A 26,267-nucleotide genomic window follows, 5' to 3' on the forward strand; every position below is an offset into this window, starting at 1 on the left:
GCGGACTGCCTGCGAAACCGGGCATCGCCCACTGAGCCAGCGCACACCGCGTCCGCATCCGTGATGGGTGCGGACGCGGTCGTATGTGCGATGAGTTTTCCGGGTGGCGCGAGTCGGTATGGTCACCGACCCCAGAAGGAGCCGACATGCCCGAATTCGTCACCCACTCGATCGACGTCCCTGGCGCGACTCTCGTCTACGACCTCCGCACCGTCCCCGGCGACGCCACCCCGCTGCTGCTCGCCGGATCCCCGATGGACGCGAGCGGCTTCACGAGCCTCGCCTCCTTCTTCGACGACCGGACGGTGATCACCTACGACCCGCGCGGCACGGGCCGCGGTACGCGCACCGACACGTCGATGCAGTCCACTCCCGCTCTGCACGCCGACGACCTGCACCGGATCCTCGTCGAACTCGATCTCGGTCCCGTCGACGTCTTCGCCAGCAGCGGCGGCGCGGTCAACGCCCTCGAACTCGTCTCGCGCCACCCCGAGCAGGTGCGCACGCTGGTCGCGCACGAACCGCCGATCATGGAACTGTTGCCCGATCGCATCGGGGCCGAAGCGGTGCGCGACGACATTCGCGACACCTATCAGCGCAGCGGTCTCGGACCGGCCATGGCGAAGTTCATCGCCCTGGTCAGCTACGAAGGTGAGCTGACCTCCGACTATCTCGGCCGGCCCGCTCCGAGCCCGTCCGACTTCGGACTGCCCAGCGAGGACGACGGGACCCGCGACGACGTGCTGCTGGGTCAGAACTGGATGTCGTGCACGGGCTACCACCCCGATCTCGACGCTCTCGCGAACGCGTCCACGCGCATCGTCGTCGCAGGTGGTCGCGAGTCGGTACGCCAGCTGTGCGGCCGCGCCTCGGCAGCGCTCGCCGACCGGCTCGGCACAACTCCGACGCTGTTCCCCGGCGATCACGGTGGCTTCATGGGGGCCGCAGAGGGTATGCCCGGCGATCCCGGAGCTTTCGCCGCCGTGCTCCGCGACGTGCTCCAACCGAGCCGCGTGTAATCCGTCCGATTGTCGAGTTCATGGGCTACACCCAGCCCTGGTACTCGGTGCGCGACCTCGCCGAACCCGTGGGCGGAGCGATGATGCCGCGCGCCGTGGCCGCGCCTTCGTCTACATCCCGAAGAGCGGGTACGTCGGCATCGGAGTCGTCACCGTGATGTCGTTCTTCGAGAGTGCTCACAACAGGGATGGGTGACAGCAGAAGCTCTTTCGCACGATCACTCCGTGTCGCGCAGCACGTTCCTGCGTTCGACGCGGCGCCGATCGGCCAGGTGGGCGTCGCGCAGCACTTCGAGCAGACGCGGTGTGGTCCGCTCGCCGGGTTCGACGACCGCGACCCATCCCAGTGAGCCGTAGAGCGGATGAGGGATGAAGACGTCGGTCTCGGCGAAGTCGATCGTCGAGGGGTCGACGGACCGGGGTGGGTAGCCGAGCAACTCGGTGAACAGCTGCGTCCCCGCATGCACGTTCATGCGCCATCGGCCCGGCTCGTCGAGGCGTGAATCCCCATCGTTCGGATAGTTCTTCGTCACGATCGTCGCGTAGGGCTGCCGATTGTGCGGGATCTCGCCGTCCGGGGCGTAGTAGAAGAAATGGTCGCCCCACGAAATCTCGGGGAGCCCACTCCCTTCCTGTGGTGCGAGCTCGAGGACACCGCTGAAGCTTCTGATCTGCGCGAGGACCTGTTCCATGGTCATACTTCGAGTGTCACCTTGAAGTGCTTATGGAGGGTTCGAGCAGTGGAGCACACGATGACGACGGGGCGCCTGGCCGCAGCCACCGGATACTCCGTGCAGCAGGTGCGCGATCTCGAACGCCTCGGAGTGATTCCTTCCGCCGTACGAATGCCCAACGGCTATCGCAGATTCGGTCCCGAACACGTCACGGCCCTGCGCGCGTACCGCGCACTGGCTGTCGCGGTGGGTCCCGTCGAGGCGCGCAGTGTCATGCACGATGTGCAGGTCCTCCCCTACGACGAGGCACTCGCCCGTGTCGTCGAACTCCACAGTGGGCTCGCGCGGGCACGCGCCGAGAGTCTCACCGCACTCCGCGCACTCGACACCATCGTCGACGAGGCCGCCCACGACGCGCCTCCACTACCCGGCGACGCCATGAGCATCACCGAGCTGGCGAACGCCATCGGAGTGCGATCGTCCACCCTGAGGTTCTGGGAGAAGGAGGGATTGGTCGCGCCCGAACGGATCGACCGTAACGCTGCGCGGAGCTACTCCCCCGCCGCGGCGCGGGATGCGCGGATCGTTGCCGCACTACGCGCGGGTGGCTACCGCATCCCGGCGGTCCGGGCGGTGATGGCAGCGATCGGAACCGACAATGACACCGATACTGCTAGGGACGCACTCCACGAGCGCCTGCACACCATCGCAGTGCAGTCCGAAACGTTGCTGCGAGCCGGTGCAGACATCGCGAACCTGATCGAGAACCGGACTCCGCGCTCGCCTAACTCGAATCCGAAGAGTGCAACCGCCACGGCACACTCGTCACCATCACCCCCGGTTGGAACAGCAGACGACTCTTGAGTCGCAGCGCGCTCTGATTGTGGAGCAGATTCTCCCACCAGTGCCCCACGACGTATTCGGGGATGAAGACGGTCACCACGTCGCGCGGCGAGTTGCCACGCACCCGCCTGACGTAGTCGAGTACCGGTCGCGTGATCTCCCGGTACGGCGACTCCAGCACCTTCAACGGGATCGTGATGTCGCTGGCTTCCCATTCGCGCACGAGAGCGCGGGTGTCCTCCTCGTCGACGTCGACGGTGATCGCTTCGAGGGTGTCGGGGTGGGTGGCCGAGGCGTACGCGAGCGCGCGACGTGTCGGGTGGTGCAGCTTGGCCACGAGCACGATCGAATACGTGCGGCTGGGCAGCAGACCGTCCCATTTGCCGGCGTCGAGTTCGGCCGCCACGCGTCGGTAGTGGTGGTTGACGGCCCGCATCGTCACGAAGACGATCACCATGGCGAGGATCGCGATCCACGCGCCGGCGAGGAATTTCGTGATGAGCACGATGATCAGGACGGTCCCCGTCATCGCCAGACCCACACCGTTGACGACGCGCGAACGCTGCATTCTCCGGCGGTGACGCGAGTCGGTTTCGGTGGCCAACAGCCGTGTCCAGTGACGAACCATTCCGGTCTGGCTCAACGTGAAGGAGACGAACACTCCGACGATGTAGAGCTGGATGAGATGGGTGACCTCGGCGTCGAACACCCATACCAGCACGATCGCTCCGAGAGCCAGGAAGACGATGCCGTTGCTGAACGCGAGCCGATCGCCCCGGGTGCGCAGCTGGGTCGGCAGGTGTTTGTCCTGCGCGAGTACCGACGCGAGAACCGGGAACCCGTTGAATGCCGTATTCGCGGCGAGGACGAGGATCAACGCGGTCACGGCGGTGACGAGGTAGAAACCGAGCGGGAAACCGGTGAAGACCGTCTCGGCGACCTGCGCGATCAGTGTCTTCTGGTGATAGTCGGCCGGTGCCCCGCTCAACTGTGTCGCGGGATCTGCGGCGACGACGACCCCCAGTCGCTCGGCGAGGACGATGATGCCCATCAGCAGCGTGATCGCGATGGCGCCCAGCAGGAGCAGGGTGGTGGCAGCGTTGTGCGATTTCGGTTTCCGGAAGGCCGGCACCCCGTTGCTGATGGCCTCCACTCCCGTCAGGGCCGCACATCCCGACGAGAACGCGCGCGCGAGAAGGAACGCGAAGGCCAGTCCGGCCAGATGGGATTGTTCAGCGGCGAGTTCGTAGTGCGACGACTCGGCCCGCAGAGGGGCATCGGACACGACGAGACGCACGAAGCCCCAGACGACCATCACCCCGATGCAGAACATGAAGGCGTAGGTGGGGATGGCGAAAGCTGTTCCGGCTTCGCGGAGTCCGCGCAGATTGACCGCGGTGAGGAGTGTGATCGCGGTGATGGCGAACAGCACTTTGTGGTGTTCGACGAAGGGGATCGCCGACCCGATGTTCTGGGCGGCCGACGAGATCGACACGGCGACCGTCAGCACGTAGTCGACGATCAGCGCGCTGCCCACCGTCAGGCCGGCGATCGCACCGAGGTTCTTCGTCGCCACCTCGTAGTCGCCGCCCCCCGACGGATAGGCATGCACGTTCTGCCGGTAGCTCGCGACCACTACGACGAGGACAACGGCGACCGCGAGACCGATCCACCCGGAGAATGCGTAGGCGGACAGGCCCGCCACCGACAACACGAGGAAGATCTCCTCCGGCGCATAGGCGACGGACGACAGAGCGTCGGACGCGAAGACCGGCAGGGCTATCCGTTTCGGCAACAGCGTGTGGCCGAGCGTGTCGCTTCGCAGCGGCCTTCCCAGCAACATCCGTTTGGTGATGTTGTCACGGCCCTTGTGGATGGTTACGGCCACGACCATCGACTCCTGTCCGGCGCATACCCGCGCACGCAGAAGCGAACGGTACGCTTGTATTACCACGCTCGCCATGGGTGCAGATAGGCAAATTCACCCCGTCGATCACCCGTCGGCAACGTTGGCAGATGAAAGAATCGTGGGTAGCGTGGAGTCGTTGTTGCTCCTCGCAACAAAGCGTGCCGTGTCTCCTCCCCTTTGACACGGCACGAACGGACCCCGTCGGCCCCTCCCCTCGTTGAGCCGACGGGGTTCACTCATTGGTTCCCGTCTATGCCGCGGTTCACACGTTTTCGTACAGAACGGTCCGTTTTACGGATTTTGCGGCGATCCCGGACAGCGGCAGCAGAACTTGACTCGTCCACAGTGCGCGCGGTCGACTACTTTCTTTCACCACGCTCACGATCCGGAGAACCCTGATGACCGATTCCATCCTCGAGCTCTACGTCAACGACGGATTGTCCGACGAGGAAATCGATCAGCAGAGGGCCACCTACGGTCCGCTCACCGAGGACGTGCGCGAGCTGATCCAGCTCGCACTGCAGACGCGTGTGGATGCCGACGACGTCGCGCGGGCGCGGGAACATCTCGCAGCTGCGCGCGAGATCCTCGAACGCGACCGGGAGGACGGGCCGTACGGCACCCGGTTCAACGATTCGGGCCGATTCCGTAACTGGGGAAACGCCGCAATAGGCCTGCGCAACGCCATCGCCCCGATCGGCGACATCCACGAGGACGACGACGGCCGCGTGTGGGCGGACATCCACCTCGGTCCCGTCTACGAGGGGCCGGCCGGGCACGTGCACGGCGGGGTCTCCGCACTGCTGCTCGACCAGATCCTCGGCGACGCCGCGCGTATCTCGGGACATCCGGGAATGACGGGCACGCTCACCATCCGCTACCGCAAGCGCACTCCCCTCGGCGCTCTGCGCGTGGAGGCGAAACTCGACCGCGTCGAGGGACGTAAGGCGTTCGTCGTGGGGCACATCGCCGACCCGGAGGGGATCTGCGTGGAAGCGGAAGGCATCTTCATCGCTCCGGTGTGGATGGTTCAGCAGCGCGACTCGTTCGCGGAGATACCGAGACCCGAATAGGCTCACAACGCCCATGGTCGACCATCAGGGTTGTGAGCCTCACCCGTGTGTTGTGAACCTCCGGACGCCGGAGCCGACGATCAGGTGCTTGCTCTGATGACCGTCACCCTGCAACGCCTGAGCTGATGCTCCTGTTGCGAGGGTCACGACTTGCGACTCGGTAGGTCCGACTCCTCCGCCAGTACAGTTGATCGATATCCGGCAGGAGCGAGAGGAGTCGACCGTGCAGAACGCCGTGTTCTACTCGCTCGTCGCGATGTGTTCGTTGTTCGCCGCGTCGACGTGGTGCCTCTCGCGCCCCCACCTGCTGTCGAGCTCGGCCGCGTTCGTGGCCTCCGGGCTCTGGGTGCTGATGAACGGACCTCTCGAGGGTCGTGTGCTGTACTCGGTGACGCCGAACCACGGACTGACCGAGGCCGACCTGCTCTCGGGAGTGGGCGTGTGCATCGCAGCCTGGGGTTTCTGGACGACGCGGAACCGTCGGCGCCGGCGGCGTTCGCAGCGACCGGCGGCGTACCGCAGGCATCCCGACCGGTCCAGAGCCATGCCGACCCCCGTCTTTCCGGCGGAAAGCGACGTCGAAACGGGCCCCATCCGCCGCAAAGCAGGATGAACGTCTCGGTTCGACCCCGAGAAGATTCTCAGGTCTCGTTTCAGTATCGACTCTGGACGAGTGCCCAGCTGTCACCTAAGCTCCAAAGCGGCCACGGCGTAGGTGGCCGTGTCTCCCTAGAGTCCTCCCCGACACAGGAGATACAGCGCGAGGCCCCCGCCGGCTCCTCCCCTCGAATCGCTGGCGGGGGCCCTTCCCTGTCGGCCTCCCCGACGACAGGGGCAGATCGATGGTAATCAGGTCCCGATGTCCGATTTGTCCTGCGTTCGGACGAAACGCCGGGTAACCCTTGTGACCTTCGTCTCTGCGGCGCTGTTCACAGCATAGAGCAATCTGCTCACTCGCGTGCATAGGTCCTTCTCGAGTTCACCGAAAGATCAACTCGCAGAGTCCGTTCTGCCGCTTTCACGCGCTTCGCACTCTTCCGTCAGGCACGATCCGCCAGCTCGGCGTGCCCGGCCTGACGAGCACAATGCGCGCAGCAGAAGACGGCATCCGCCGACTCCACGCCGTGCCCGAGGATGCGGCAGTGGCAGTGGGCGCACTGCGGCGCCATCTCCTCCTCTTCCGGCGTCACGATCGGACGGTGTCTGCTTTCCTTCCGGTCGGGTACCCGGAACCGCCGGAACACACGAGCCCGCCCACACCGATTCGTTGCGGGCGGGCTCGTGGACGACGGATCTACACCGGTTCGGGTTCCCTCGCTTCGTGCTTCGCGGCTTCCTGCTGCGCGGCCTCGAACTTCAGGCGTTGTCCGAGCACCGACTTGCGGCGACCGTAGACGAAGTAGATCGCCACTCCCAGGACCATCCAGACAGTGAAGCGGATCCACGTCTCGACCGAGAGGTTGAGCATGAGCCAGCCGCAGGCGAGGACCGCGAGGATCGGAACCAGCGGCACGAGCGGCACCCGGAATCCGCGGGGCAGGTCGGGGCGGGTACGACGGAGCACCATCACGCCGACGCAGACCAGGACGAAGGCGAACAGCGTGCCGATGTTGACCATCTCCTCGAGCACACCCATCGGGAACACTGCGGCGAGGACGGCCACGACACCACCGACCATCAGGGTGATGCGCACGGGCACACCCTTGTGGTTCGTGACGGCGAGCTTGCGGGTGACGAGTCCGTCGCGGGACATCGCGAACAGCACGCGGGTCTGGCCGAGCATCATCACCATCACGACGGTGGTGAGGCCGGCGAGTCCACCGATGTTGATGGCCATCTGCGCCCAGGTGATGCCGTGTGCCTCGAAGGCCGTGGCCAGCGTGGCGCTGCCGTCACCGACCAGCTCGCTGCCGGTGCGCAGGTCGGTGTACTTCACCATGCCGGTGAGCACGAGCGTGACGCCGACGTAGAGGACGGTGACGATCGCCAGCGAACCGAAGATGCCGCGGGGCAGGGCCTTCTGGGGGTTCTTGGTCTCCTCGGCGGTGGTGGCGACGACGTCGAAGCCGATGAAGGCGAAGAAGACCAGGCTCGCTGCGGCGAGGAGGCCGTACCAGCCGTAGGTGCTGCCGCCCGCGCCGGTGAGCGCCGAGAACAGCGACTGATGCAGACCGGATGCGGCGCTCTCCGCCTCTTCGGCCTGCGGGACGTACGGCGAGTAGTTGGACTTGTCGATGTAGAAGATGCCGACGACGATGACGAGCAGGACCACCGCGACCTTGATGGCGGTGACGACGGCGGAGACCCGCGACGAGACCTTGGTGCCGATCGCGAGGATGATCGTGATGGCGCCGACGATGAGCAGTGACCCCCAGTCGACCGTGATCGGTCCGAGGTCGATCGATGCGTCCCCGCCGAACATGCCCCCGAGATACATCGACCATCCCTTGGCGACAACCGCGGAGGCGAGGGCGAACTCGAGGATCAGGTCCCATCCGATGATCCAGGCGACGAATTCACCGAAGGTGGCGTAGGAGAAGGTGTAGGCGCTGCCGGCGACCGGTACCGCAGAGGCGAACTCCGCGTAACACAGTGCAGCGAGACCACACGCGATCGCGGCGAGGACGAACGCCAGCGAGATGGACGGTCCGGCGAGATTGCCTGCGGTGCGGGCGGTGAGGGTGAAGATTCCGGCTCCGACCACGACGGCGACGCCGAACACGGTCAGATCCTTGGCGGTCAGTTCTCGTCGTAGCCGCGAACCGGGTTCATCGGTATCCGCGATCGACTGTTCGACGGATTTGGTCCGCCAGATGCCGACTCCGGGCATTGTGTGCTCCTCGGGGTGATTGCGGCGCCCGCCACGCCCGGTCCGGGCGAGGGGTAGGCATGTCGCTCACTTCGCGCGCATTACGTTGCAGCAAGCCGTGTTTGCGTGAGCATTCGATGTAGCAATCATGGCACTGGCTCGTGAAGTGTCAATATCTTTCTGTTCGGCTGAGCATTATGCTCGAGTGGTGACGCGCATCACAACGGAAAGGGTGTCATCGTGTTCAGTCTCGACCGGCTCGACGCAGCTCTCCTCGGAGAGCTCACGCACAACCCCCGGGCAGGAATCGTCGACCTGTCGGCGAAGCTCGGCATCGCCCGCAACACCGTGCAGTCGCGCATCAGAAAACTCGAGGAGTCCGGTGCCGTCACCGGATACCGACCGGTCGTCGACCTGCCGAAGCTGGGTGTGCCGCTGCAGGCGTTCATCGGCGCCGAGCTCGTCCAGGCACGGATGGGGCATGTGATCGCCCAATTGGGCCGATTCCCAGAGGTATTGGAGGTCCACGCGACAACGGGCAGGGAAGATCTCCTGATCCGGATGGCGGCGCAGTCCCAGGAGGACCTCCTGTTGGTCCTCGAACGGCTCCACGCCATCGAGGGCGTCGCGCACACCACCACGACGCTCGCGCTCACCACGCCGATCGAGTACCGGACGCAGCCACTCGTCGAGCACATCACCCGCGATGCGGGGCACGGGCGTTCCTCGTCGGCCGGAAACTCCTGAAGACACGAGAAGGGGAGGCACCTCGCGGCGCCTCCCCTTGTTCCCCTGTGCGGATCAGTTCCCCTGTGCGGATCAGTTCCCCTGTGCGGATCAGGCAGTATCGATGCGGCGCTCGGCGATCCGGTTGGCCGCTGCGCCCGGCGTGACGCCGAGAGTGCTGGAGACGTCGAAGATCTCGGCGGTGCGGTCGAAGATGGACTCCACCCGCTCGCGGACGACGTCGGCGGCGGATCCGTCGACCTCGCCGGCGACCTGGATCAGTCCGCCCGCGTTCGCGACATAGTCGGGTACCCAGACGATTCCGCGCTTGCCCAGCAGGCCCTCCACCTCGGGCTGCGCGAGCTGGTTGTTGGCCGCACCGCACACGAGACGTGCGTCGAGGTGGGCAGCGGTGATCGAGGTCAGCGTGCCACCGAGAGCGCACGGGGCGTAGACGTCGGCGGACGAGGCGACGACGTTGTCGGTGACCTGCGCCGGGAACTCGTCGACCACGCGGGCGACCGCGGCGGGGTTCACGTCGGAGACGATCACCTCGGCACCGTCGGCGACGAGCAGCTTCACGAGTTCGTAGCCGACCTTGCCGAGACCCTCGACACCGACCGTGCGACCCGCGAGAGTCGTTTCGCCCCAGACCGTCCGAGCGCCGGCACGCATGGCCTGGAAGACACCGAGTGCGGTCAGCGGCGAGCTGTCACCGGATCCGCCGGCGGCGACGGTGCGCCCCACGGCGTGGGCGGTGTGCCGGCCCACCACGTCGAGGTCCTCCGCGCGGGTTCCCACGTCGGCGGCGGTGATGTAGCGACCACCGAGTGACTCGACGAATCGTCCGTAGGCGGCGAGCAGTTCGTCGTTCTTGTCCATCTTCGGATCACCGATGATGACGGCCTTGCCGCCACCGAGGTTCACACCGGACACCGCGGCCTTGTAGGTCATGCCCCACGACAGTCGCAGCACGTCCTCGAGTGCCGACATCTCGTCCGCGTAGGGGTAGAAGCGGGTGCCGCCGAGGGCGGGTCCGAGTGCGGTGGAGTGGATCGCGACGATGGCGCGCAAGCCGGTGGCCGCGTCGTGATGGAAGACGACCTGCTCGTGCGGACGGTCGGTCAGACGGGCCGAGCGGCCGAACACGCCGTCGGACGTGGTGAACTCGGGGAGGTCGAGGGCAGAGGTGGTCATCGGTGGGTTCCTTTGCAGCAGAGGGTGTTCGTGCTTCAGAAGTCGGTGTCGATGCCGAGCTCGGCGAGGCGGGCCCGGTACTGCTCGACGGAGCGGAGCTTGACGTCCTCGTAGCCGCGCACCATGTCGGGCAGGGCCGCGATCTCGGCGGCGCGGTCGTAGGAGTCGACGTCCAGGCCGGCGGCGAGCCGCTGGATCGTGGCGGTGTAGTGGGCGAGCAGAGCGCGCTCGACGCGGCGGACGTGGGCGTAGCCGAAGGGATCGAGCTTCGTGCCGCGCAGACGCTTCGCCTTGGCCAGAGCCTTCAGCGCGACATGCGATTTCGGTCCGAAGCCGACCTTCTTCTCACGGCCGAGTGCGCGCAGCGCCGGCGGGTGCAGGCGGTAGGTGAGCTTGCGCCCACCGGGGACCTGGCCCTGCACCTCGTCGAGGAAGGCCGGGTCGACGAGCATGCGGGCGACCTCGTACTCGTCCTTGTAGGCGGTGAACTTGAACAGTCCGCGGGCGACGGCCTCGCTGAAGTCCGTGCGGTTCGTGACGCGGCGCTCCGCCTCCCAGGCTGCCTGCACCTGCGCGATGTAGCGGGCGGCGAGGGCTTCGCTCTGGAAGTCGATCAGCGACGCGGCGCGGATCCGCACGAGCCGCTCGACCTCGCCGGTGAAGGTGGTGCCGGCGAACAGACGCTCCGGTGCGACGGTGGCGGCGCGCTCCGTGGGGGCCGGTGCGGTCGCGGCGGCGAAGGCCGCGGGATCCGCGACGGCCACCCGGCCCCAGCGGAAGGCGGCGATGTTGGTCGCGACGGCCACACCGTTGATCTCGATGGCCTCCTCGATGGCGTCGGCGGGGATCTCGAGTCCGCCGAGCTGGTGGGCGGCGCCCACGACGAGGAAGTTCGCGGCCGAGGTCTCACCGAACAGCGCCTGGGCTGCGGCGAGGGCGTCGAACGAGACGGTCGTGCGGGTCGCGGTGTCGAGGCGGGCGAGCAGGTCGTGCTCGTCGGGATGCCGGACAGAGCGGTCGTAGACCATGTCGCCGGTGGGGACGCGGCTCGTCGACGCGACCGCCACGGTCTCCTCACGGTTCGCGTAGGCGAGGTTCTTCGGCTCGGTCGCGGTGAGCAGGTCGAGCGCGAGCAGAGCGGTGGCACCGCCCGGGCCGACGCGGTTGCCGGGCTCGAGTCCGTCGGCGGCGAAGCGCAGGTGGGAGACCACCGGGCCGGCTTTCTGGCTCATGCCGATCTGGTCGAGCGACTCGACCTCGAATCCGGCGCGTAGCGCGGCCGTGGCGAGCACCTGGTTGACGGTGACGATGCCGGTGCCGCCGATGCCCGCGAGGAAGACGTTGCGGGTGCCCTTCGGGGTGTCGATGGCGGCGTCCGGGATGCGCGGCGGGGTCGGAGCCTTGCGGCGCTTGGGCTTCTCCGGCGACGTCTCGACGGTCACGAAGGACGGGCAGTCGCCGTCGAGGCACGAGTAGTCGGTGTTGCAGGAGGTCTGATCGATGCGGGTCTTCGAACCGAATTCGGTGTCGACCGGCTGCACCGACAGGCAGTTGCTCTTGACGCCGCAGTCGCCGCAGCCCTCGCACACCGCTTCGTTGATGACGACGCGGGTCGTGCGGGCGGGCAGGGTGCCACGCTTGCGCTGACGGCGCGCGTCGGCGGCGCAGTGCTGGTCGTAGATGAGCACGGTGACGCCCTCGATCCCGCGCAGCAGCTTCTGCGCCTCGTCGAGCCGGTCGCGGTGCCAGACCTCGGTGCCGCGGGCAAGGGTGCGCTTGCGGAGGCGCTTCGGTTCGTCGGAGCAGATGATGATCTTGCGGACGCCCTCGGTGGTGAGCTTGTGGGTCAGCGCCGGGATCTTCAGGGCGCCTTCGGCGTCCTGCGCGCCGGTCATCGCCACGACGTCGTTGTAGAGCAGCTTGAAGGTGATGTTCACGCCGGCGGCGACACACGCCTGGACGGCGAGCTGACCGGAGTGGAAGTAGGTTCCGTCGCCGAGGTTCTGGAACATGTGGCCGATGTCGGTGAACGGCGCCTGGCCGATCCACTGCGCACCTTCGCCACCCATCTGGGTCAGGCCGGTGACGGCGCTGTCCTTGCGGCCGGACAGGGTGACGAGGGTGTGACAGCCGATGCCGCCGCCGCCGATCGAACCCTCCGGCAGTGCGGTGGATCGGTTGTGCGGGCAGCCGCTGCAGAAGTAGGGGGTGCGCTGGGTCGACAGCACCTCGAGCGACAACTGCGGCAGGGGTGCGGGGCCGAGTTCGACGTGGCCGCGGAGCACGCGACGCAGCGGGCCGCGCAGGCGACCGGCGGTGAGCTCACCGTCGACGGGCACGAGCGGGCGGCCGTCGGCGTCCTTCTTGCCGACGATCTGCGGGGCGTTCGCGGTGCCGTAGAGGATCTCGCGGATCTGGGTCTCGACGAAGGCGGTCTTGTCCTCGACCACGATCAGTTCGTCGAGTCCGCGGGCGAATTCGCGGACGATCTCGGGACCGATGGGGTACGGCATGCCGATGCGCAGCAGGCGGATGCCGGCGCGGTGCAGCGCGGCGTCGTCGACACCGAGGTCGAGCAGGGTCTGGCGCAGGGCGTCGAAGGTGGTGCCGGTGGCGGCGAGGCCGACGCGGGCCTGCGGCGGGTCGACCTCGATCACGTCGAGGCCGTTGAGGCGACCGTATTCCTGGACGATCTTCCAGCGCGGGCCGTAGAGGTCGGCCTCGGCGATGACGCTGTCGCCGGGCGCGGCCATGGGGCGCTGCTTGTAGACGAACGGCCTTCCTTCCCATTCGATCTCGGGGACCGTGATGGGCAGGTCGGAGATGGAGCCGTCGACGGACCAGGCGCCGTCGGCGACGTCCGCGACGATCTTGAGGGCGACGAGGCAGCCCGAGGCACGCGACAGCGCGACGCCGTGCAGGCCCAGGGTGACGATCTCGGCGGCGTTGCGCGGGAACAGGACCGGGATGCCGAGGGCGGCGAGGGATCGCTCGCTGACGGCGGGCACGGTCGACGACTTCGACGCGGGGTCGTCGCCCACCATGAGCAGCACGCCGCCGTTCGGGTTCACGCCGTACATGTTGGCGTGACGCAGTGCGTCGGTGGCGCGGTCGAGGCCGGGGCCCTTGCCGTACCAGACGCCGACGACGCCGTCGTGGGTTGGTGTGCCGGCGCCGAGCTGTCCCTGGCTGCCCCATACGGCGGTGGCGGCGAGTTCCTCGTTGAATCCGGGCACGAAGGTGATGTCGTGCTCGGCGAGGACCTTCGGCATGCCGTGGAGCATCTTGTCGAGACCACCGAGGGGGCTGCCCTGATATCCGGAGACGAAGGTCGCCACCCGGCGACCGTCCCGCATGGCCCGTACCTGCTGTTCGACGAACATCCGGGCGATGGCCTGGACGCCGGTGAGCAGCACGGTGCCGGAGCCCGAGCGATATCGGTCGTCGAGGTCGTAGGGAAGTCGTTCGCTCTCCCGGATTACGGTCTCGGTCATTGCGTACCACCCGTCCTTCGTCGCGGCGTCCGATTGTGTCTGCGCCACTTCGATCGCGTCATTTGGTACAGCAATAGTTGATTGAGCTAGGCGAACTCGTCAACATAAGATTTTCCAGCGCATCATTTTGATTAGATGTGATGCACGACACACTGGATGGATGCGCACGGTGCTCAGTTCCGGACGATCCGGCGCATCCGCCTGGGGAGGATTCGCTCTACCGTTCACGCGGAGGTCGGGCGGTCTCGACCACCTCGACGGCAAGGTCGCGCACGAGTTGATTGCGCTCCTGGGACAACCTGCGCAGCATTTCGAATGCGCTCTCCGCGTCGATGCCGAAGCGTTCCATGAGAACGCCCTTCGCCTGCCCGATGACATCCCTCGAAGCCAGGGCCGCGCGGAACTGCTCCTCGCGCACCGCGGCCACCGCGGCGAAGGCCGCATGCGTCGCCAGGGTCGAGGCGATGTCGACGCTGCCGTCGTCGAACGCACCCACCTGCGAGCTGCGCAGATCGAGGGCTCCGATCGTGTCGTCCTTCGTGTAGAGCCGGACCGCAAGCATGGAGCGAGCACCCAGACGGGCCGCTCGGGAAGCGAACGCGGGCCATCGGTCGTCGTGCATCTCACGAGCGAGTTCCTCGATGGATTCTCGCAATTGTCGTTCGAACCTCACCGAGTTCGCACTACGAGCGCCGCGGCCTTCACCGGTGTCCATACTGCATCGTGGCATCGAAACGGCGACGGGGTTGCAGCGTTCGACCGAGGGGTATAGCCCTCGGTAGCCGGAATCGGTGTCCGGACGCCGCACCCGGTGAGGTGCTGCCGGTTCAGACATGCAGCCGGCAGCACCGCCCGGGTCCCGTATACCCGGGTTACTGCATCCCGGGCTACTGCACCGTCAACGCGAACGGTCCATCAGGCCGGTTCCCATCGCAGCCGCGGCCACGCCCAGGACGAACACGATCGCACCCACGATGACATGGGACCAGATCATGGACGTACTGGTATCTACTCCGCTGACCAGCCACGGCGAGACGAACAACCACAGACCGAGCAGCGGCGCGACGAACGCCAGGCCGTGGGTGCGGCCGTAGGCCGAACCGAGTGCCATGGCGAGCACTGCGACCGCGAGGCCGCAGATCAGATTGGTGGTGGCGAGTGCCGTCTGATCGGCGAAGCCGATGATCCAGGCGGATGCCGCCGCGTACAGACCGGCAACCATCATCAATCCGTCGGTGACCTGGACTGTGGGCTGTTCGCCCATCCGGTCGTAGCGTTCGCGCATCTCGACGATGTCGGGATGGGTGTGCATTGCAGAATGAGCCGATGATGTCGACATTGTCCTCATCTCCTCGTGGGTGAGAAGTCCGAGGGGCCCTCCTGGGTCCGACACCATTATCGTCGTCCCGGACGGGATGTTCCCGTAGGGTAGAAAGTCCCGACTTGGTGATCTCGGGCGGAGCGCACCGTATCGATCCGGACCATCAGGGGACGAGGACGGCAGCGCCGCGCACGCGGTCGCCGGCGAGATCCGCCAGCGCGCGATCGGCGTCGCCCAGCCCGTATCGCATCGTCGCGACCCTGATGCGGTGCTGCCCGGCGAACGCGAGGAACTCCCGAGAATCCTTACGGGTATTGGCGGTCACCGACCGGATCTCGCGCTCGTAGAACAGGTGCCGCTGGTAGTTCAGCTGCGGAACGTCGGTCAGGTGGATGCCGGCGATCGAGAGGATGCCGCCGCGGTCGAGTGCTTCGAGTGCAGGCGGCACGAGGTCGCCGACGGGTGCGAAGAGGATGGCGGCGTCGAGGGGCACCGGTGGTGCGTCCGCGGCGCCCTGCACCGACGCGGCCCCGAGTTCGCGAGCAAGATTCCGCGCGTCCTCACTCCTCGTCATGACGTGCACCTCGGCACCTCGCGCCAGGGCGACCTGCGCCGCGATGTGGGCGCTGCCGCCGAAGCCGTAGATGCCGAGCCTCCCGCCGTCGGGAACCGAGGCGCGCTTCAGCGCGCGGTAGCCGATGATGCCGGCACAGAGGAGCGGAGCGAGTTCGACGTCCTCGTATCCGTCGGGCAGCGGGAGGGCGTACGCCGCCGGTACGGCGACGAACTCGGCGTACCCGCCGTCCTCGTCCCAACCGGTGTATCTCGAATCCGGACACAGGTTCTCGTCGCCACGACGACAGTAGCGGCACTGCCCACAGGTCGAACGCAGCCAGGCCACGCCGACGCGGTCGCCGTCGGCGAACCCTTCGACCGCCTCCCCCGCTCGATGGACTACCCCGACCACCTCGTGCCCCGGGACGACACCCGCCCGGTGGACGGGGAGATCGCCCTCGGCGACGTGCAGGTCGGTGCGGCACACACCGCACGCCAGCACGCGCACCAGAAGATCGTTCGGTCCGGTCTCGGGAAGCGGGACGGATTCGAACCGCAAAGGGTGACCGGCGACGGGGCCGGGCTCCACCACGCGCCACGCTCGCATCGATCGGGGTTCGTCCACGGCTCTCGCCTCCCGTGTGTTTGCCGATCTCGACACCAGTGAACCCCTTCTTACATGAGCAGCACAGAAGGTGCCGCCGATTCGCACGACCCGGCTCAGGTGTCGTCACCATTCTCACCGAGGACCATCGGGAGATGGAGAAGCACCTCCCCGGGTGCATGGAGGCCGTCGAGCACGACACCCCTGATCCATCCTCGATGGCAACCGCCCCGGCCCCCGCGAGCCGGGGCGGTTGCGCGTGAAAGTACCTTCCCGACGGTTTGTTTCGTTACCGGTTTGTTCTGTGATGCAAGGGAGCGGGAAGGCTTCATCAACAAGCACCAACATCTTCGTCCTCGGACTCACCGACATCCAGCGCAAGGAACTGGAGACCGTACGCGGCGCCGACCAGGTGAGCTTCCACGGATTGCTCGACTACGAAACGCTTGTGGAGCCCGACGAATACGTGTTCGACGACGATCACGGCGATCGTCGCGTCCACTCGGAGAGCTGGCAGCGCCGGACGCCGCGAGATCTGGTGTGACACGCACACCGAAGCCCAACCCGCGGCATGCCGGGGTGGGCTTCCTGCGTTCTGCGCGAACGGTTTTCAGTCGCTCCTGTGCGAATCACCGTCGACGTCGAAGTGCTCCTCGTACCACCTCTTCGCCTCGTCGAGCACACCCTTGCTCAGGCGGGCATGGGGCCGGACGTCGACGAGTAGCAGCTCGTGGCCGGGACCGCGCCCGACCATCCTGCCCGTGAGGATCCAGACGAACCGACCGTCCTCCTCGCCGAACCCGGTGCACGTGCAGACACGGCGGGCGACCCAGTCCTTGACGGGCCGACGCCACCACGGCTCCGGAGCGAGGGTGGTGGCGACGAGCCCGGGCAGGGTCACGTTCGCCTCGCGATCGCGGCTCGGCCCGTCCTCGGCGTCCGCCGCCGGCCCCTTCGAATACCGCAGGTAGAGCATCGGATCCGTCGCCAGATCGGCGAGCTGGTCGAGCGAGGTGATCAGCGGGATGTCGTCGGGGTCGGGTTGGAAACTTCGGACGGACGTGCTCACCTTCTCCTCCTCCTGCCGATACTCCAGGACGAATTCGAAGAGTTCCCCGCTCCCCTGCCGCGAAACCCCGCACCGCGGTCGGGTCGGCGCGGTCGGGTCAGTAGGCGCCGTCGCTCGCGAGCACCGCGCGCACCGTCTTCACGACGATGAGCAGATCCTGCACCATCGACCAGTTCGCCACATAGAACAGATCGAGGCGGATGCGGTCGGCTTCGGACAGGTCGGATCGCCCGGAGACCTGCCACAATCCCGTCATGCCGGGTCGCACCAGGATGCGGCGCGGAACGAAGCCCGGGATCTTCTCGCCCTCACCCACCGCGAGGGGACGCGGCCCCACGAGACTCATGTCGCGGGCGAGGACGTTGAACAGCTGTGGCAGTTCGTCGATGCTGGTGCGGCGGATGAACCGTCCCACCGGCGTGATCCGCGGGTCGCGGGCGGACTTGTAGAAGGTCGCGTCCTCCTGACCGGTCTGCGCGCGGACCGTATCGACCATCCGGTCGGCATCGACGACCATCGATCGGAACTTCCACATCCGGAAGACGGTGCCGCCCAGGCCGACGCGTTCCTGCCGATAGAAGACCGGACCGCCGTCCTGGAGTTTGATCAGCGCGGCGACCACAAGCATGACCGGCGCCGCGATCGTGAGGGCGAGGACCGCGCACACGAGGTCGAAGGTCGTCTTGGCGATCCGATGCGACCCGCGGTACTGCGGCTCCTCGACGTGCACGAACGGCAACCCACCCACGGGATGCATCGACAGTCGCGGCAGGGCGATGTCGGTGACGCCGGGAGCCACCACGAGATCGACGCGATACGGCTCGAGTTCCCATGCGAGCTCGCCGATATCACCGTTCCCCCAGTGCGTTCCGGCAGCGATCGCGACGGTGTCGGCGCCGGAGAGCTTGACGGCGTTGATCACGTCGGTTTCCGCACCGAGTACCGGGATCTCCTGTCCGGCGACGGTGATGGTGCGCCCGCCCTCCCCCGTGTACCCGGTGGTGCACACACCGACGACGCGGTATCCGGCCGAGGTGTCGCGGACGAACGATCCGACCATCGCATCCACCGCGCGTTCGGAGCCGACGACGAGCACCGAGGTCCGGAACTCGCCCCGCACACGCCGGCGTTCGATCGAACGACGGCACCATCGGCGTCCGAGCGGTAGAACGACCAGGCCGACCGGCATGGCCAGCAACACGTAGACCCGGATCGTGTCGAGGTCGGTGGCGAACGAGTCGACGAGGAACGAGGCGATCGCGAGCAGACCGAAGGTCTGCAGGGTCGCCCTCGTGACGAGCCGGTACTCCTCCTCGCCGCTGCCCACGATCGGCTTCTTGCGAGTTCCGTTGAGCGCCAGAATCGCAAGCCACAGGCCGGCCACCACGATCGCCGAGGCGAGTCCCCGGGTCACCGAGGACCCCGGGTCGACCGGTCCACCGATCATCGTCCCGGCCCCCTGCGCCAGGACGACGGTCGTGACGACGATCGTCGTGTCGGTGATCGCCAGCGACCGGAGATAGGTGCGCTGCCATTGTCTGCGCGGGACACTTCCGTGACCGTCGCTCGTGTCGTGGGTCGGCGCGTTGCGGCGCGCCAACTCGGGTCCGATCCCCATACTTCTCCTGCTTGCCTACTCCACGCGAAGTGGCCCCGACAGCCAGATGAACGATTCGGTGATTATGTCCGTTTTATCGAAGGAACGCGAATCCTGTTTCAGTGCAACGGATCACAGTGACGCGGGTGATTCCACCCTGAAGCGAAGAAGCTACGCGTAACTCGAATTACTTGTGCGCGTAGTTACTTCAGCAAAGAACACATTCATGAAGCGGCGACGAACGTAGCTCGGCCGGCGGCAGTGAGCCATGACGATCCCCCATCGAACCCCATCAGCAGGCCCCCGACCCGGGAGAAAGGTACAACAGAGACGAACCGGCGACAAGAGTTCGCCTACTCGTCGGTAGTATGATGTGAGTCACGCCGTTCCGATCCCCTCCCCGACCCAGTCGCGGATGTGCTGCTGGAAGTTCTCCGAGGACAGCGCGGCGACGGCCTCGTTACGGCCCTTCGGCACACCGTCGATCGCGGCGATGCACTCGGCGACCGCCTCCACCCTGTCCTCGCGGAAACACAACCCGTCGACCCCCTCGGCAACCGTCTCACCAGCACCTCCGAGCGCGTTGACGACCACACGCGCCCCTGCCGCACGTGCCTCGACGGGCATGATCCCGAAGTCCTCCACCGCAGGAAAGACGTAGACGTGGGCCTGCTGGTAGAGCGCGTAGAGCAGGGCGTCCGACGGCCGAGCGAGCACGTGGACCGGCACCGTCGCCTCGTCGGCGAGCTGCCGCAGCCGGCCCTCCTCCGGCCCCGAACCCGCGATCACCGCCGGCACCCCGGCGAGGTCGGCTGCCCGGATCACCCAATCCAGTCGCTTGTACGGCACGAACCTCGACGCCCCCAGCACGAAGGTCTCCGGAAGCCCCTCCAGCAGGGCGGATTCGGCGGCGGACAGTTCGTCACGCCAGTCGGGCACCGACGAGATGCGGGCCGTCTCGACGGGAGGGAAGATCACACGCGCCTCGACATCCCAGGCCCGCTCGATGCGACGACGCACGAAATCGCTGTTCGCGGCGAAGTGTGCACCCTCCCGCGCGCGACGCCGATCGAGGGCACGCAACGGAGGTGCCGCGCACCGCACCGCGAGCGAGGCACCCCGATCGTCGAGTTCCGGATTCCACAGGTAGCGCGCCGGAGTGTGTACGTAGACGAACTTCTCGAACCCGCTCGGTGCGCCCCGGAAGGTCACGTGGTGGGCGAAACAATGCGAGCTGACCAGGGCGAAGTCGTACGAACCGGGTCGGCGACGCCAGACGTACGGCATGGCCGACAACGCCAGCGCCTTGCTCCTACGCAGAGGTGTGCGTGCCAGACCGCTCTCGTGCACCGTCCGCCCCGGATACCGGTCGGCGTCGTCCCACAGGCACAGGACGTCGGCGTCGGGAAAGGTGCGGACGAACTCGTCGAGAACCTTCTCCGAACCTCCGTCGCGTGCGATCCATTCGTGCACCAAGATTCCAGGCACAGCCATCCCTCCGAAGACCCCGAGCCGATCGGGAGGGTACTTTATGACCCTGCCGACGCCGAGAGGTAACGGGTCGGCACAATCCCTCGATACGAATGCGTCCGAACGGCAAGAAGATTCAGGGTCCGAGACGGGGCGGGAAATCACCCCCTCTTTCACCCCCTCGACAGTGGAGGTCACGGAGTGGATGTGCGACACGCGTCGTGGTTCGGCGACCCTGCGTCCCCGATCCTCGGGCACGTCCACCTTCCCGCCGACCGCCGCGCGCGCGGCGCGGTGGTGCTGTGCCCACCCCTCGGCAAGGAACACCTCGACACCTATCGAGGCGTCAAGGCTCTCGCCGAGCAACTCGCCGAGCGGGGACTGGCGGCAGTGCGCTTCGACTACACGGGCACCGGAGACTCGGCCGGCGATCAGGATTCGCCCGACGCGGTCGCGGCATGGCAGCGCAGCGTCGTCACCGCAGTGGAGACGGCCCGCGCGAGCGGCGCCGAGCACATCACCGTCGTCGGACTGCGCGCCGGCGCACTGATCGCGGCGACGGCACTGCCCGAGTGCGGACCGGCCGACGCCGTCGTGCTGTGGGATCCGATCGTCTCGGGCCGAGCGATGTTGCGCGAACAACGCGCCCTCTACCGTCTCGCCCTCGGCGCCGACGATCCCGAAGACCCCCGGGTTTCGATCGTCGGCGGGGTTCTCGCCCCCGAAGCTGCCGACGCGCTCGGCGCCCTGAAGATCGATCCGAGGTCGCTGAACGGCACACGAACCCTGCTCGCGACCCGACCCACAGCCCGCGAGACCGCCGCGGTGTCGGCGCTCGCCACCGCACTCGGCGGTGACGAGCTCTCCCTCGACGCCCACGAATCCTTCGTCACCCCCAGCACACTCCACTCCGCGATCCCGATCGAGCAGCTCACCCGGATCGCCGATTGGGTAGTTGCGGGCGCGCCGGCTGCCACCCGCGAGGTCCACTTCCCCGAGTGCGGCCGCGCGGTCGTCGCGACCACCGACTCCGGGCTCCCGATCCACGAGAGCGTCGAATATCTCGGCCCGAACGAGATGTTCGCGCTGCGCACGCACGGGGTCGCCCCCGAATGGTTCGACACCGAGGGTTTCGCCACCGAGGGGTTCGACACCGGCAGGTTCGGCGCCCCGCGCCGGTCCACCCCGACGGTGTTGTTCTTCGGCACCGCCTACGAGCACCGACTCGGCCCGAGTCGTCTCTGGGTCGAGCTCGCACGCGAGTTCGCCGCGCACGGCATCTCCACTATCCGGTTCGACCGGACCGGGGTCGGCGATACCGGCACGGCACACGGGGCGACGCCCACGCCGCTGTACTCCGACGACTCCGACCGCGACGCCCTCGATGCTGTCGCCGCCCTCGGCATCGATCCGCAGGACCTCGTGGTGATCGGCCTGTGTTCGGGTGCGTGGTACTCGTCGTGGGTCGCCCTCCGGGGTGCAGCACACTCCGCCGTGCTCGTGAACGTGATCCTGTGGTGCACCCACCGCCGGAAGTCGTTGCGCGCAGATCTCGGTCCGAACGCACCCGATGTTCCGGCGATCGCAGCCCCGGCGGAACCGCAGACGATCTCCCTGCGAGCCCGCATCAAACCGTGGGCGCAGAAGTACCTGCCCTATCCATTGTGGCTGCTGCTGGGCCGAATCGGCGTGACCCAGGTTCCCGAGGTCGGGTTGGAGGCACTGCGTCGCGCGGGTGTGTCGACCACGGTCGTGCTGTCCGCCGAGGACCACCGGTGGTTCCTGACCCAGCGCGGAGAAGAAGGACTTCGCCGCCTGCGCCGACGGGGCTTCACCGGGGACATCCTCACCAGCGAGGTCGGTGAGCACAGCGGTCGGCAGCGGGACGGGCGCGAGTTCCTCCGCACGGCGGTCACCTCGACCGTGCTCTCCCGTTTCGGGTCCCGCACCGCGGATCCCGCTGCAGACGAGTACGTCTCATGACTCCTGTGCTGATGCTCGCCGTTCCGGTCGTGCTCGTGCTGGGTGTGTTGCTCTGGCGGCGACCCCAACGCGGGTTGCTGGCGATCGCCGCGCTCACGCCGTTCCACGGCCTGCTCGCGATCGTCCCCGGCGGTGAATCACTGTCGCCGTGGAAGGAGGGGCTGCTGCTCCTCACCCTCGCCGCGACCTTCGTCAGCCCCTACCGACGGCGGCTGCCGGCACCGTCCTATCCGTGGTGGCCGGCCGTGGTCGCATGGGTGGCAATCGGAGTCCTGTCGGCGTTGCTCGTCTCGGGGCTCGCCGGCATCATCGCCATCAAGATTACCTACTTCTACCTCGTCATCCCGGTGATCCTGTGGCGTGCACCGTTCGACGCCCGCGACCGCGACCACCTGGTGACGATCCTCATGGGCACGACGGCCGTCACCGCCGTCATCGGACTCGCGCAACAGGTGATCGGCGGTGAGCGACTCGCCGAACTCGGCTACCGCTGGGACGAGCATCTGCGCATCAGCGGCGGAATCCTGCGCAGTTTCAGCACGTTCACGACACCCTTCGCCTTCGGCCTGTTCGTGATGATCGGACTGATCGTGGGGTGCTCGGTCTCCTTCGCCGATCCGCACCGGCTCCGCAACAGACTGTTCCTGTGCGCGACACCGATCATGGTGCTGGGCATGGGTGTGACGATCGTGCGCGCCAGCTACATCGGTCTCGCCGTCGCATTGTTGTGGCTGGCGGTCCACCGCTACCGCACCCTGCTCCTCGGTTTCGGCGCCACCGCGGCGCTCGCACCGCTCGTCCTCTTCGCCGTGCCGAGTTCGATTCTCGCTCCACTGTTCTCCTCGTCGAGCCTCGGTGAGCGCGGGGACGGGTGGTCGCAGACCCTGTCGTCGCTGTGGGTGCACCCCTTCGGTCAGGGTCTCGGCGCGACCGGCTCGGCTGCCGCCGACACGGTGGCCCAGAGCAACCCGATGCTGTCGGAACTGTCGTACACGGCGGCCGTGCAGTTCGGGTTCATGCCCTATCAGCCCGACAACTACTACATGAAGCTCGCCGTGGAACTCGGCCCGATCGGCGTGTGGCTGTTCGTCCTCGTACTCGTGTGCGCCGCGGTCTCGACGCTGCGTGCATCCCGGGTGCTGAGCGGGCAGGACGCCGCACTCGCACTCGGGGTGAGCGGCACGATCGTCGCGGCGGCGGTCGCCTCCACCGTGGCGACCTATCTCGAGATCTTCCCTCTCGACGTCTATTTCTGGCTACTGTTAGGAACTGTCGGATGCGCACTGACGCAACACTGGTCACCTCACCGAAGCTCGCTCACCGAATCGGATTCGGCGCCCTCGCACTCCGTCCGTCCGGCAGTGGAGTCCAGACCTACGTCCGCGAGCTGCTGACCGCGCTCGACCCGTTGTTCCCCTCGGCTGCGCTGCGCGCGACGGTGCAGTGCGATGCCGTGGGTGAACTGCCCCCTCGCGTGACCCCGTCGGTACGACCGGTCGCCGACGGGGTGCGGCGGATGCTGTACGCCAAGATGCCCGTCCGCGGGGTCGACCTGTTCCACAGCCTCGACGTCGACCTGCCCGTCCTGTGTTCCGGTGTCACCGTCTCGACGTTCCACGATCTCGCCGTCTTCGACACCCCGTGGGCGTTCAGCAAGTACCGCGCCGCCGGTGAGCGCGCGCTGCTGCGCGATGCCATGCGACGGGCCGACGTGCTCGTCGCGGTCTCGAACTTCACCGCCGAACGTCTCCACGCGCTGTGCGGCCGCGACGCGGCGGTCACCCCGCTCGCCCCCGCGGCGTGGGCGAAACCTCCCACTCCCGAGGAGGTGCGGGACATCCGCCGGGTCTACGGGCTGGCCGAACGGTTCGTCCTGCAGGTCGGCACCGTCGAACCCCGCAAGGACGTCGCGCTCGTCGCCGACGCGTGCCGTATCCTCGACGTCCCGCTGGTGCTCGCCGGAGCCGGATCCACCGGACCCGACGCACCGGCCGGTTCGATCGGTCTCGGTTACGTTCCCACCGCACACCTTCCCGCGCTGTACGCCGCAGCGACCGCCGTCGCATACGCCTCACGCTACGAGGGTTTCGGGTTACCGCCGCTCGAGGCGATGGCGTGTGGTGGGGCGGTGGTGACGAGCGCTGTCGGTGCACTGCCCGACGTCGTCGACGACGGAGCGCTGCTCGTCACCGAACACACCGTGACCTCGTGGACCGCGGCCCTGCGCGTCGTCGTCCACGACCGCGATACCGCGGATGCGCTGCGTACCCGTGGACGCGAGGTCGCCGCGACCTCGACATGGACGCGCACCGCCGAGCTCACGCGCGATGCCTACCGCTCTGCGGGCCTGAGAATCTGACGAGGCCGTCGCGTGGGTAGACATTCGCTGGCCGACCGGATGGCCGAAACCGTCGTGATGGAGCGGATCGTCGCGGCGCACGACCCCGGCGGTACTCTCCACGAACCGCAGACCCCGGAGCTCGACGGGCGGGCCGCGCGACGCAACACCGTCGTGATGCTCGGCAGCCGGTTGGCCGTCGCCTCGATGGGCTGGGCCGGTTCGATGATCGTCGCCCGCGCGTTGGCACCGGACGACTTCGGCAAGTTCTCCTTCGTCTTCGGCCTGCTCGGGTTGCTGTCCGTCGTCACCGATCTCGGCGTGGGCCGAGTGGTGCTCGCCAAGCTCGTCGAGTGCAATCCGTGGGAGGTCTCCTACGTCACCACCGCGTTCATCGCGTTGCGCGGTGTGCTCGGTCTGCTCGGGTACGCGCTGGCCATCGGGTACGTGCTGCTGCTCGGATACTCGTCCGATGTCGTCTGGGCGACGGTGATCGCCGGTCTCGTCGTGGTGATCGCGACGCCCAACAACGCCCTGTCGGTGATGTACCAGAGTCGACTACGCATGGCATCGGTCGCGGTCGCCGAGACCTTCGGCCAGCTCGCGCAGCTGATCGCCACTATCGCCGCGGTGCTGTGGAATCCGGTGCTGCTCGTGCTCGTCGTGCCGGCCGTGATCAACGAGGTCGTCGGCGCAGGCATCCTCGTGCGCGGCGTGCGAGCGGGCAAGGCCGGTCCCCTGCCCGCCGCACGTGCCCAGTTGTGGCGGTGGCGCGAGATGCTCGTCGAGGCCGTCCCCCTCAGCATCGGTTTCGCTCTGCTCACCCTGCTGTCGAAGATCGACGTGCTGATGCTCGGGCGGATGGACACTTTCGACTCGGTAGGTCTCTACACCGTCGGATACAAGTTCGCCGATCTGCTGTCGATGGTGTCGTCGACCGTCGTGGGTCCGGTGACCACGCTGCTGGTCGCCACCTGGCCGGCGCAGAGCGAGATGTTCCGGCAGCGCACGCGGGAGGCGGCGATGCTCCTCGCGGTGCTGGGCGCGACCGCTACCGCGGCCTTCTGGTCGTCGGCGGACGGCGTGCTGTCCCTCCTCTACGGCGAGCGGTTCGCCGAGGCGGCCGGCGCCTCGCGCATGCTGGTGCTCGGCAGCGCTCTGTCGATGCTCACCGAACTCGGTCTCATGGTGCTCATCGCGACCGGACGCCACCGCGTCTACCCGTGGGTGGCACTGGCCGCGCTCGCCGGGAACATCGGTGCGAACCTCGTCCTCATCCCCCGCATGTCGTTCGACGGGGCGGCGCTGGCGACGGTGCTCACCGAGGCTGCGATGCTCGTCGCGATCTGGATCGTGGTGGTCCGGAGCGTCCGGATCAGGGGTCTGTTCCCCTTCACCCAGACCATGGCGATCGCGATGCTGGGTGTTTCGGTGGCCGTGTGGATGTCGCTCTTCGCGGAACGCTACGATCTTCCCTGGCCCGTCACCGCTGTCCTCTCGGCTGTCTGTGTTCTGGCCGGAACCCATGTCCTTCCCATCACCGGCGGGCTCGGCCTCGCCGGTCTCGTCAAGTCCCGTTGAGGTTG

Annotated in this window: 23 protein-coding genes; 10 read left to right on the forward strand and 13 right to left on the reverse strand. The window is 67.3% G+C overall.

The genetic code is table 11. The annotated features are described in order from the left end of the window. The first annotated feature begins 146 nt into the window (after positions 1 to 146). Complete coding sequence (locus tag BO226_RS16580; protein ID WP_071935731.1) at positions 147 to 1,019, forward strand: alpha/beta fold hydrolase; 873 nt, start codon at positions 147 to 149, stop codon at positions 1,017 to 1,019. 25 nt (positions 1,020 to 1,044) lie between these two features. Here BO226_RS16580 and BO226_RS27760 read toward each other — a convergent pair whose 3' ends face one another. Further along, the gene (locus BO226_RS27760; RefSeq protein WP_198040568.1) at positions 1,045 to 1,200 is read right to left on the reverse strand and encodes a hypothetical protein; all 156 of its coding nucleotides are present in this window, start codon (positions 1,198 to 1,200) and stop codon (positions 1,045 to 1,047) included. Between the two features lie 37 nt (positions 1,201 to 1,237). Further along, a complete protein-coding gene (locus tag BO226_RS16585) occupies positions 1,238 to 1,717 on the reverse strand; it encodes a DUF6194 family protein (protein WP_071935732.1) in 480 nt (159 codons plus the stop codon). Positions 1,718 to 1,771: 54 nt separating this feature from the next. On the opposite strand from BO226_RS16585, the gene BO226_RS16590 reads away from it, so the two are divergent. Beyond that, the gene (locus BO226_RS16590) at positions 1,772 to 2,557 is read left to right on the forward strand and encodes a MerR family transcriptional regulator (RefSeq protein ID WP_071936494.1); all 786 of its coding nucleotides are present in this window, start codon (positions 1,772 to 1,774) and stop codon (positions 2,555 to 2,557) included. Here the strand turns inward: BO226_RS16590 and BO226_RS16595 are convergent. Continuing rightward, complete coding sequence (locus tag BO226_RS16595; RefSeq protein ID WP_071935733.1) at positions 2,478 to 4,430, reverse strand: APC family permease; 1,953 nt, start codon at positions 4,428 to 4,430, stop codon at positions 2,478 to 2,480. The two genes, BO226_RS16590 and BO226_RS16595, sit on opposite strands and share 80 nt — an antisense overlap. A gap of 413 nt (positions 4,431 to 4,843) precedes the next feature. Between BO226_RS16595 and BO226_RS16600 the strand changes: the two genes are divergently transcribed. Continuing rightward, a complete protein-coding gene (locus BO226_RS16600; protein WP_071935734.1) occupies positions 4,844 to 5,518 on the forward strand; it encodes a PaaI family thioesterase in 675 nt (224 codons plus the stop codon). A gap of 223 nt (positions 5,519 to 5,741) precedes the next feature. Then, positions 5,742 to 6,131, forward strand: a complete 390-nt coding sequence (locus BO226_RS16605) for a hypothetical protein (protein WP_071936495.1) — start codon at positions 5,742 to 5,744, stop codon at positions 6,129 to 6,131. A gap of 427 nt (positions 6,132 to 6,558) precedes the next feature. Here BO226_RS16605 and BO226_RS27130 read toward each other — a convergent pair whose 3' ends face one another. Together BO226_RS27130 and BO226_RS16610 are read right to left on the reverse strand one after the other, a co-directional pair. Continuing rightward, on the reverse strand, positions 6,559 to 6,708 hold the full coding sequence (locus tag BO226_RS27130) for a hypothetical protein (RefSeq protein WP_006553103.1): 150 nt from the start codon (positions 6,706 to 6,708) through the stop codon (positions 6,559 to 6,561). A 104-nt stretch (positions 6,709 to 6,812) separates the two neighbouring features. Beyond that, positions 6,813 to 8,348 carry an amino acid permease gene (locus tag BO226_RS16610; protein WP_071935735.1) on the reverse strand — a complete coding sequence of 512 codons (1,536 nt, stop codon included), beginning with the start codon at positions 8,346 to 8,348 and terminating at the stop codon, positions 6,813 to 6,815. 219 nt (positions 8,349 to 8,567) lie between these two features. Between BO226_RS16610 and BO226_RS16615 the strand changes: the two genes are divergently transcribed. After that, complete coding sequence (locus BO226_RS16615; RefSeq protein WP_071935736.1) at positions 8,568 to 9,074, forward strand: Lrp/AsnC family transcriptional regulator; 507 nt, start codon at positions 8,568 to 8,570, stop codon at positions 9,072 to 9,074. A 90-nt stretch (positions 9,075 to 9,164) separates the two neighbouring features. Here BO226_RS16615 and BO226_RS16620 read toward each other — a convergent pair whose 3' ends face one another. The 5 genes from BO226_RS16620 to BO226_RS16640 form a co-directional block, all read right to left on the reverse strand. Further along, entirely contained in the window at positions 9,165 to 10,250 is a 1,086-nt protein-coding gene (locus tag BO226_RS16620) for a Glu/Leu/Phe/Val family dehydrogenase (RefSeq protein ID WP_071935737.1), read from the reverse strand. A 35-nt stretch (positions 10,251 to 10,285) separates the two neighbouring features. Further along, positions 10,286 to 13,744: an indolepyruvate ferredoxin oxidoreductase family protein gene (locus BO226_RS16625; protein WP_071936496.1), complete on the reverse strand. Its 3,459-nt coding sequence runs from the start codon at positions 13,742 to 13,744 to the stop codon at positions 10,286 to 10,288. A gap of 217 nt (positions 13,745 to 13,961) precedes the next feature. Next, complete coding sequence (locus tag BO226_RS16630) at positions 13,962 to 14,417, reverse strand: ANTAR domain-containing protein (protein WP_198040569.1); 456 nt, start codon at positions 14,415 to 14,417, stop codon at positions 13,962 to 13,964. A 225-nt stretch (positions 14,418 to 14,642) separates the two neighbouring features. Next, positions 14,643 to 15,056, reverse strand: a complete 414-nt coding sequence (locus BO226_RS16635) for an SPW repeat protein (RefSeq protein WP_006552605.1) — start codon at positions 15,054 to 15,056, stop codon at positions 14,643 to 14,645. Between the two features lie 172 nt (positions 15,057 to 15,228). Beyond that, positions 15,229 to 16,227 carry a zinc-binding alcohol dehydrogenase family protein gene (locus tag BO226_RS16640; RefSeq protein WP_071936497.1) on the reverse strand — a complete coding sequence of 333 codons (999 nt, stop codon included), beginning with the start codon at positions 16,225 to 16,227 and terminating at the stop codon, positions 15,229 to 15,231. Positions 16,228 to 16,528: 301 nt separating this feature from the next. Between BO226_RS16640 and BO226_RS16645 the strand changes: the two genes are divergently transcribed. Beyond that, the gene (locus BO226_RS16645) at positions 16,529 to 16,768 is read left to right on the forward strand and encodes a hypothetical protein (RefSeq protein WP_156895237.1); all 240 of its coding nucleotides are present in this window, start codon (positions 16,529 to 16,531) and stop codon (positions 16,766 to 16,768) included. Positions 16,769 to 16,834: 66 nt separating this feature from the next. Here BO226_RS16645 and BO226_RS16650 read toward each other — a convergent pair whose 3' ends face one another. The 3 genes from BO226_RS16650 to BO226_RS16660 form a co-directional block, all read right to left on the reverse strand. Continuing rightward, positions 16,835 to 17,293, reverse strand: coding sequence for a DUF6098 family protein (locus BO226_RS16650; protein ID WP_071935740.1), 459 nt, complete (start codon positions 17,291 to 17,293; stop codon positions 16,835 to 16,837). 97 nt (positions 17,294 to 17,390) lie between these two features. Then, positions 17,391 to 18,911, reverse strand: a complete 1,521-nt coding sequence (locus tag BO226_RS16655) for a sugar transferase (RefSeq protein ID WP_071935741.1) — start codon at positions 18,909 to 18,911, stop codon at positions 17,391 to 17,393. 357 nt (positions 18,912 to 19,268) lie between these two features. Continuing rightward, positions 19,269 to 20,384, reverse strand: coding sequence for a glycosyltransferase (locus BO226_RS16660; protein WP_071935742.1), 1,116 nt, complete (start codon positions 20,382 to 20,384; stop codon positions 19,269 to 19,271). A gap of 177 nt (positions 20,385 to 20,561) precedes the next feature. On the opposite strand from BO226_RS16660, the gene BO226_RS16665 reads away from it, so the two are divergent. The 4 genes from BO226_RS16665 to BO226_RS16680 are packed head-to-tail and all read left to right on the forward strand — an operon-like array spanning position 20,562 to position 26,262. After that, positions 20,562 to 22,343 carry an alpha/beta fold hydrolase gene (locus tag BO226_RS16665; RefSeq protein ID WP_071935743.1) on the forward strand — a complete coding sequence of 594 codons (1,782 nt, stop codon included), beginning with the start codon at positions 20,562 to 20,564 and terminating at the stop codon, positions 22,341 to 22,343. Beyond that, complete coding sequence (locus BO226_RS16670; RefSeq protein ID WP_156895239.1) at positions 22,340 to 23,737, forward strand: O-antigen ligase family protein; 1,398 nt, start codon at positions 22,340 to 22,342, stop codon at positions 23,735 to 23,737. The genes BO226_RS16665 and BO226_RS16670 overlap by 4 nt, the downstream gene beginning before the upstream one ends. Beyond that, positions 23,620 to 24,702: a glycosyltransferase family 4 protein gene (locus tag BO226_RS16675; RefSeq protein WP_064256173.1), complete on the forward strand. Its 1,083-nt coding sequence runs from the start codon at positions 23,620 to 23,622 to the stop codon at positions 24,700 to 24,702. Before BO226_RS16670 ends, BO226_RS16675 begins: the two co-directional genes overlap by 118 nt. Before the next feature lie 12 nt (positions 24,703 to 24,714). Then, positions 24,715 to 26,262, forward strand: coding sequence for a flippase (locus BO226_RS16680; RefSeq protein WP_228044681.1), 1,548 nt, complete (start codon positions 24,715 to 24,717; stop codon positions 26,260 to 26,262). Positions 26,263 to 26,267 lie beyond the last annotated feature (5 nt).

The sequence above is a fragment of the Rhodococcus sp. 2G genome (assembly GCF_001886355.1).
GTDB lineage: Bacteria > Actinomycetota > Actinomycetes > Mycobacteriales > Mycobacteriaceae > Rhodococcus > Rhodococcus pyridinivorans.

Excerpts from the sequence above, each read along its gene's own strand:
- BO226_RS16580 (WP_071935731.1), top strand. The coding sequence starts at position 147 with ATGCCCGAATTCGTCACCCACTCGATCGACGTCCCTGGCGCGACTCTC.
- BO226_RS16585 (WP_071935732.1), bottom strand. The coding sequence starts at position 1,717 with ATGACCATGGAACAGGTCCTCGCGCAGATCAGAAGCTTCAGCGGTGTC.
- BO226_RS16590 (WP_071936494.1), top strand. The coding sequence starts at position 1,772 with ATGACGACGGGGCGCCTGGCCGCAGCCACCGGATACTCCGTGCAGCAG.
- BO226_RS16595 (WP_071935733.1), bottom strand. The coding sequence starts at position 4,430 with ATGGTCGTGGCCGTAACCATCCACAAGGGCCGTGACAACATCACCAAA.
- BO226_RS16600 (WP_071935734.1), top strand. The coding sequence starts at position 4,844 with ATGACCGATTCCATCCTCGAGCTCTACGTCAACGACGGATTGTCCGAC.
- BO226_RS16610 (WP_071935735.1), bottom strand. The coding sequence starts at position 8,348 with ATGCCCGGAGTCGGCATCTGGCGGACCAAATCCGTCGAACAGTCGATC.
- BO226_RS16620 (WP_071935737.1), bottom strand. The coding sequence starts at position 10,250 with ATGACCACCTCTGCCCTCGACCTCCCCGAGTTCACCACGTCCGACGGC.
- BO226_RS16625 (WP_071936496.1), bottom strand. The coding sequence starts at position 13,744 with ATGACCGAGACCGTAATCCGGGAGAGCGAACGACTTCCCTACGACCTC.
- BO226_RS16635 (WP_006552605.1), bottom strand. The coding sequence starts at position 15,056 with ATGCACACCCATCCCGACATCGTCGAGATGCGCGAACGCTACGACCGG.
- BO226_RS16640 (WP_071936497.1), bottom strand. The coding sequence starts at position 16,227 with ATGCGAGCGTGGCGCGTGGTGGAGCCCGGCCCCGTCGCCGGTCACCCT.
- BO226_RS16655 (WP_071935741.1), bottom strand. The coding sequence starts at position 18,911 with ATGGGGATCGGACCCGAGTTGGCGCGCCGCAACGCGCCGACCCACGAC.
- BO226_RS16660 (WP_071935742.1), bottom strand. The coding sequence starts at position 20,384 with ATGGCTGTGCCTGGAATCTTGGTGCACGAATGGATCGCACGCGACGGA.
- BO226_RS16670 (WP_156895239.1), top strand. The coding sequence starts at position 22,340 with ATGACTCCTGTGCTGATGCTCGCCGTTCCGGTCGTGCTCGTGCTGGGT.
- BO226_RS16675 (WP_064256173.1), top strand. The coding sequence starts at position 23,620 with ATGCGCACTGACGCAACACTGGTCACCTCACCGAAGCTCGCTCACCGA.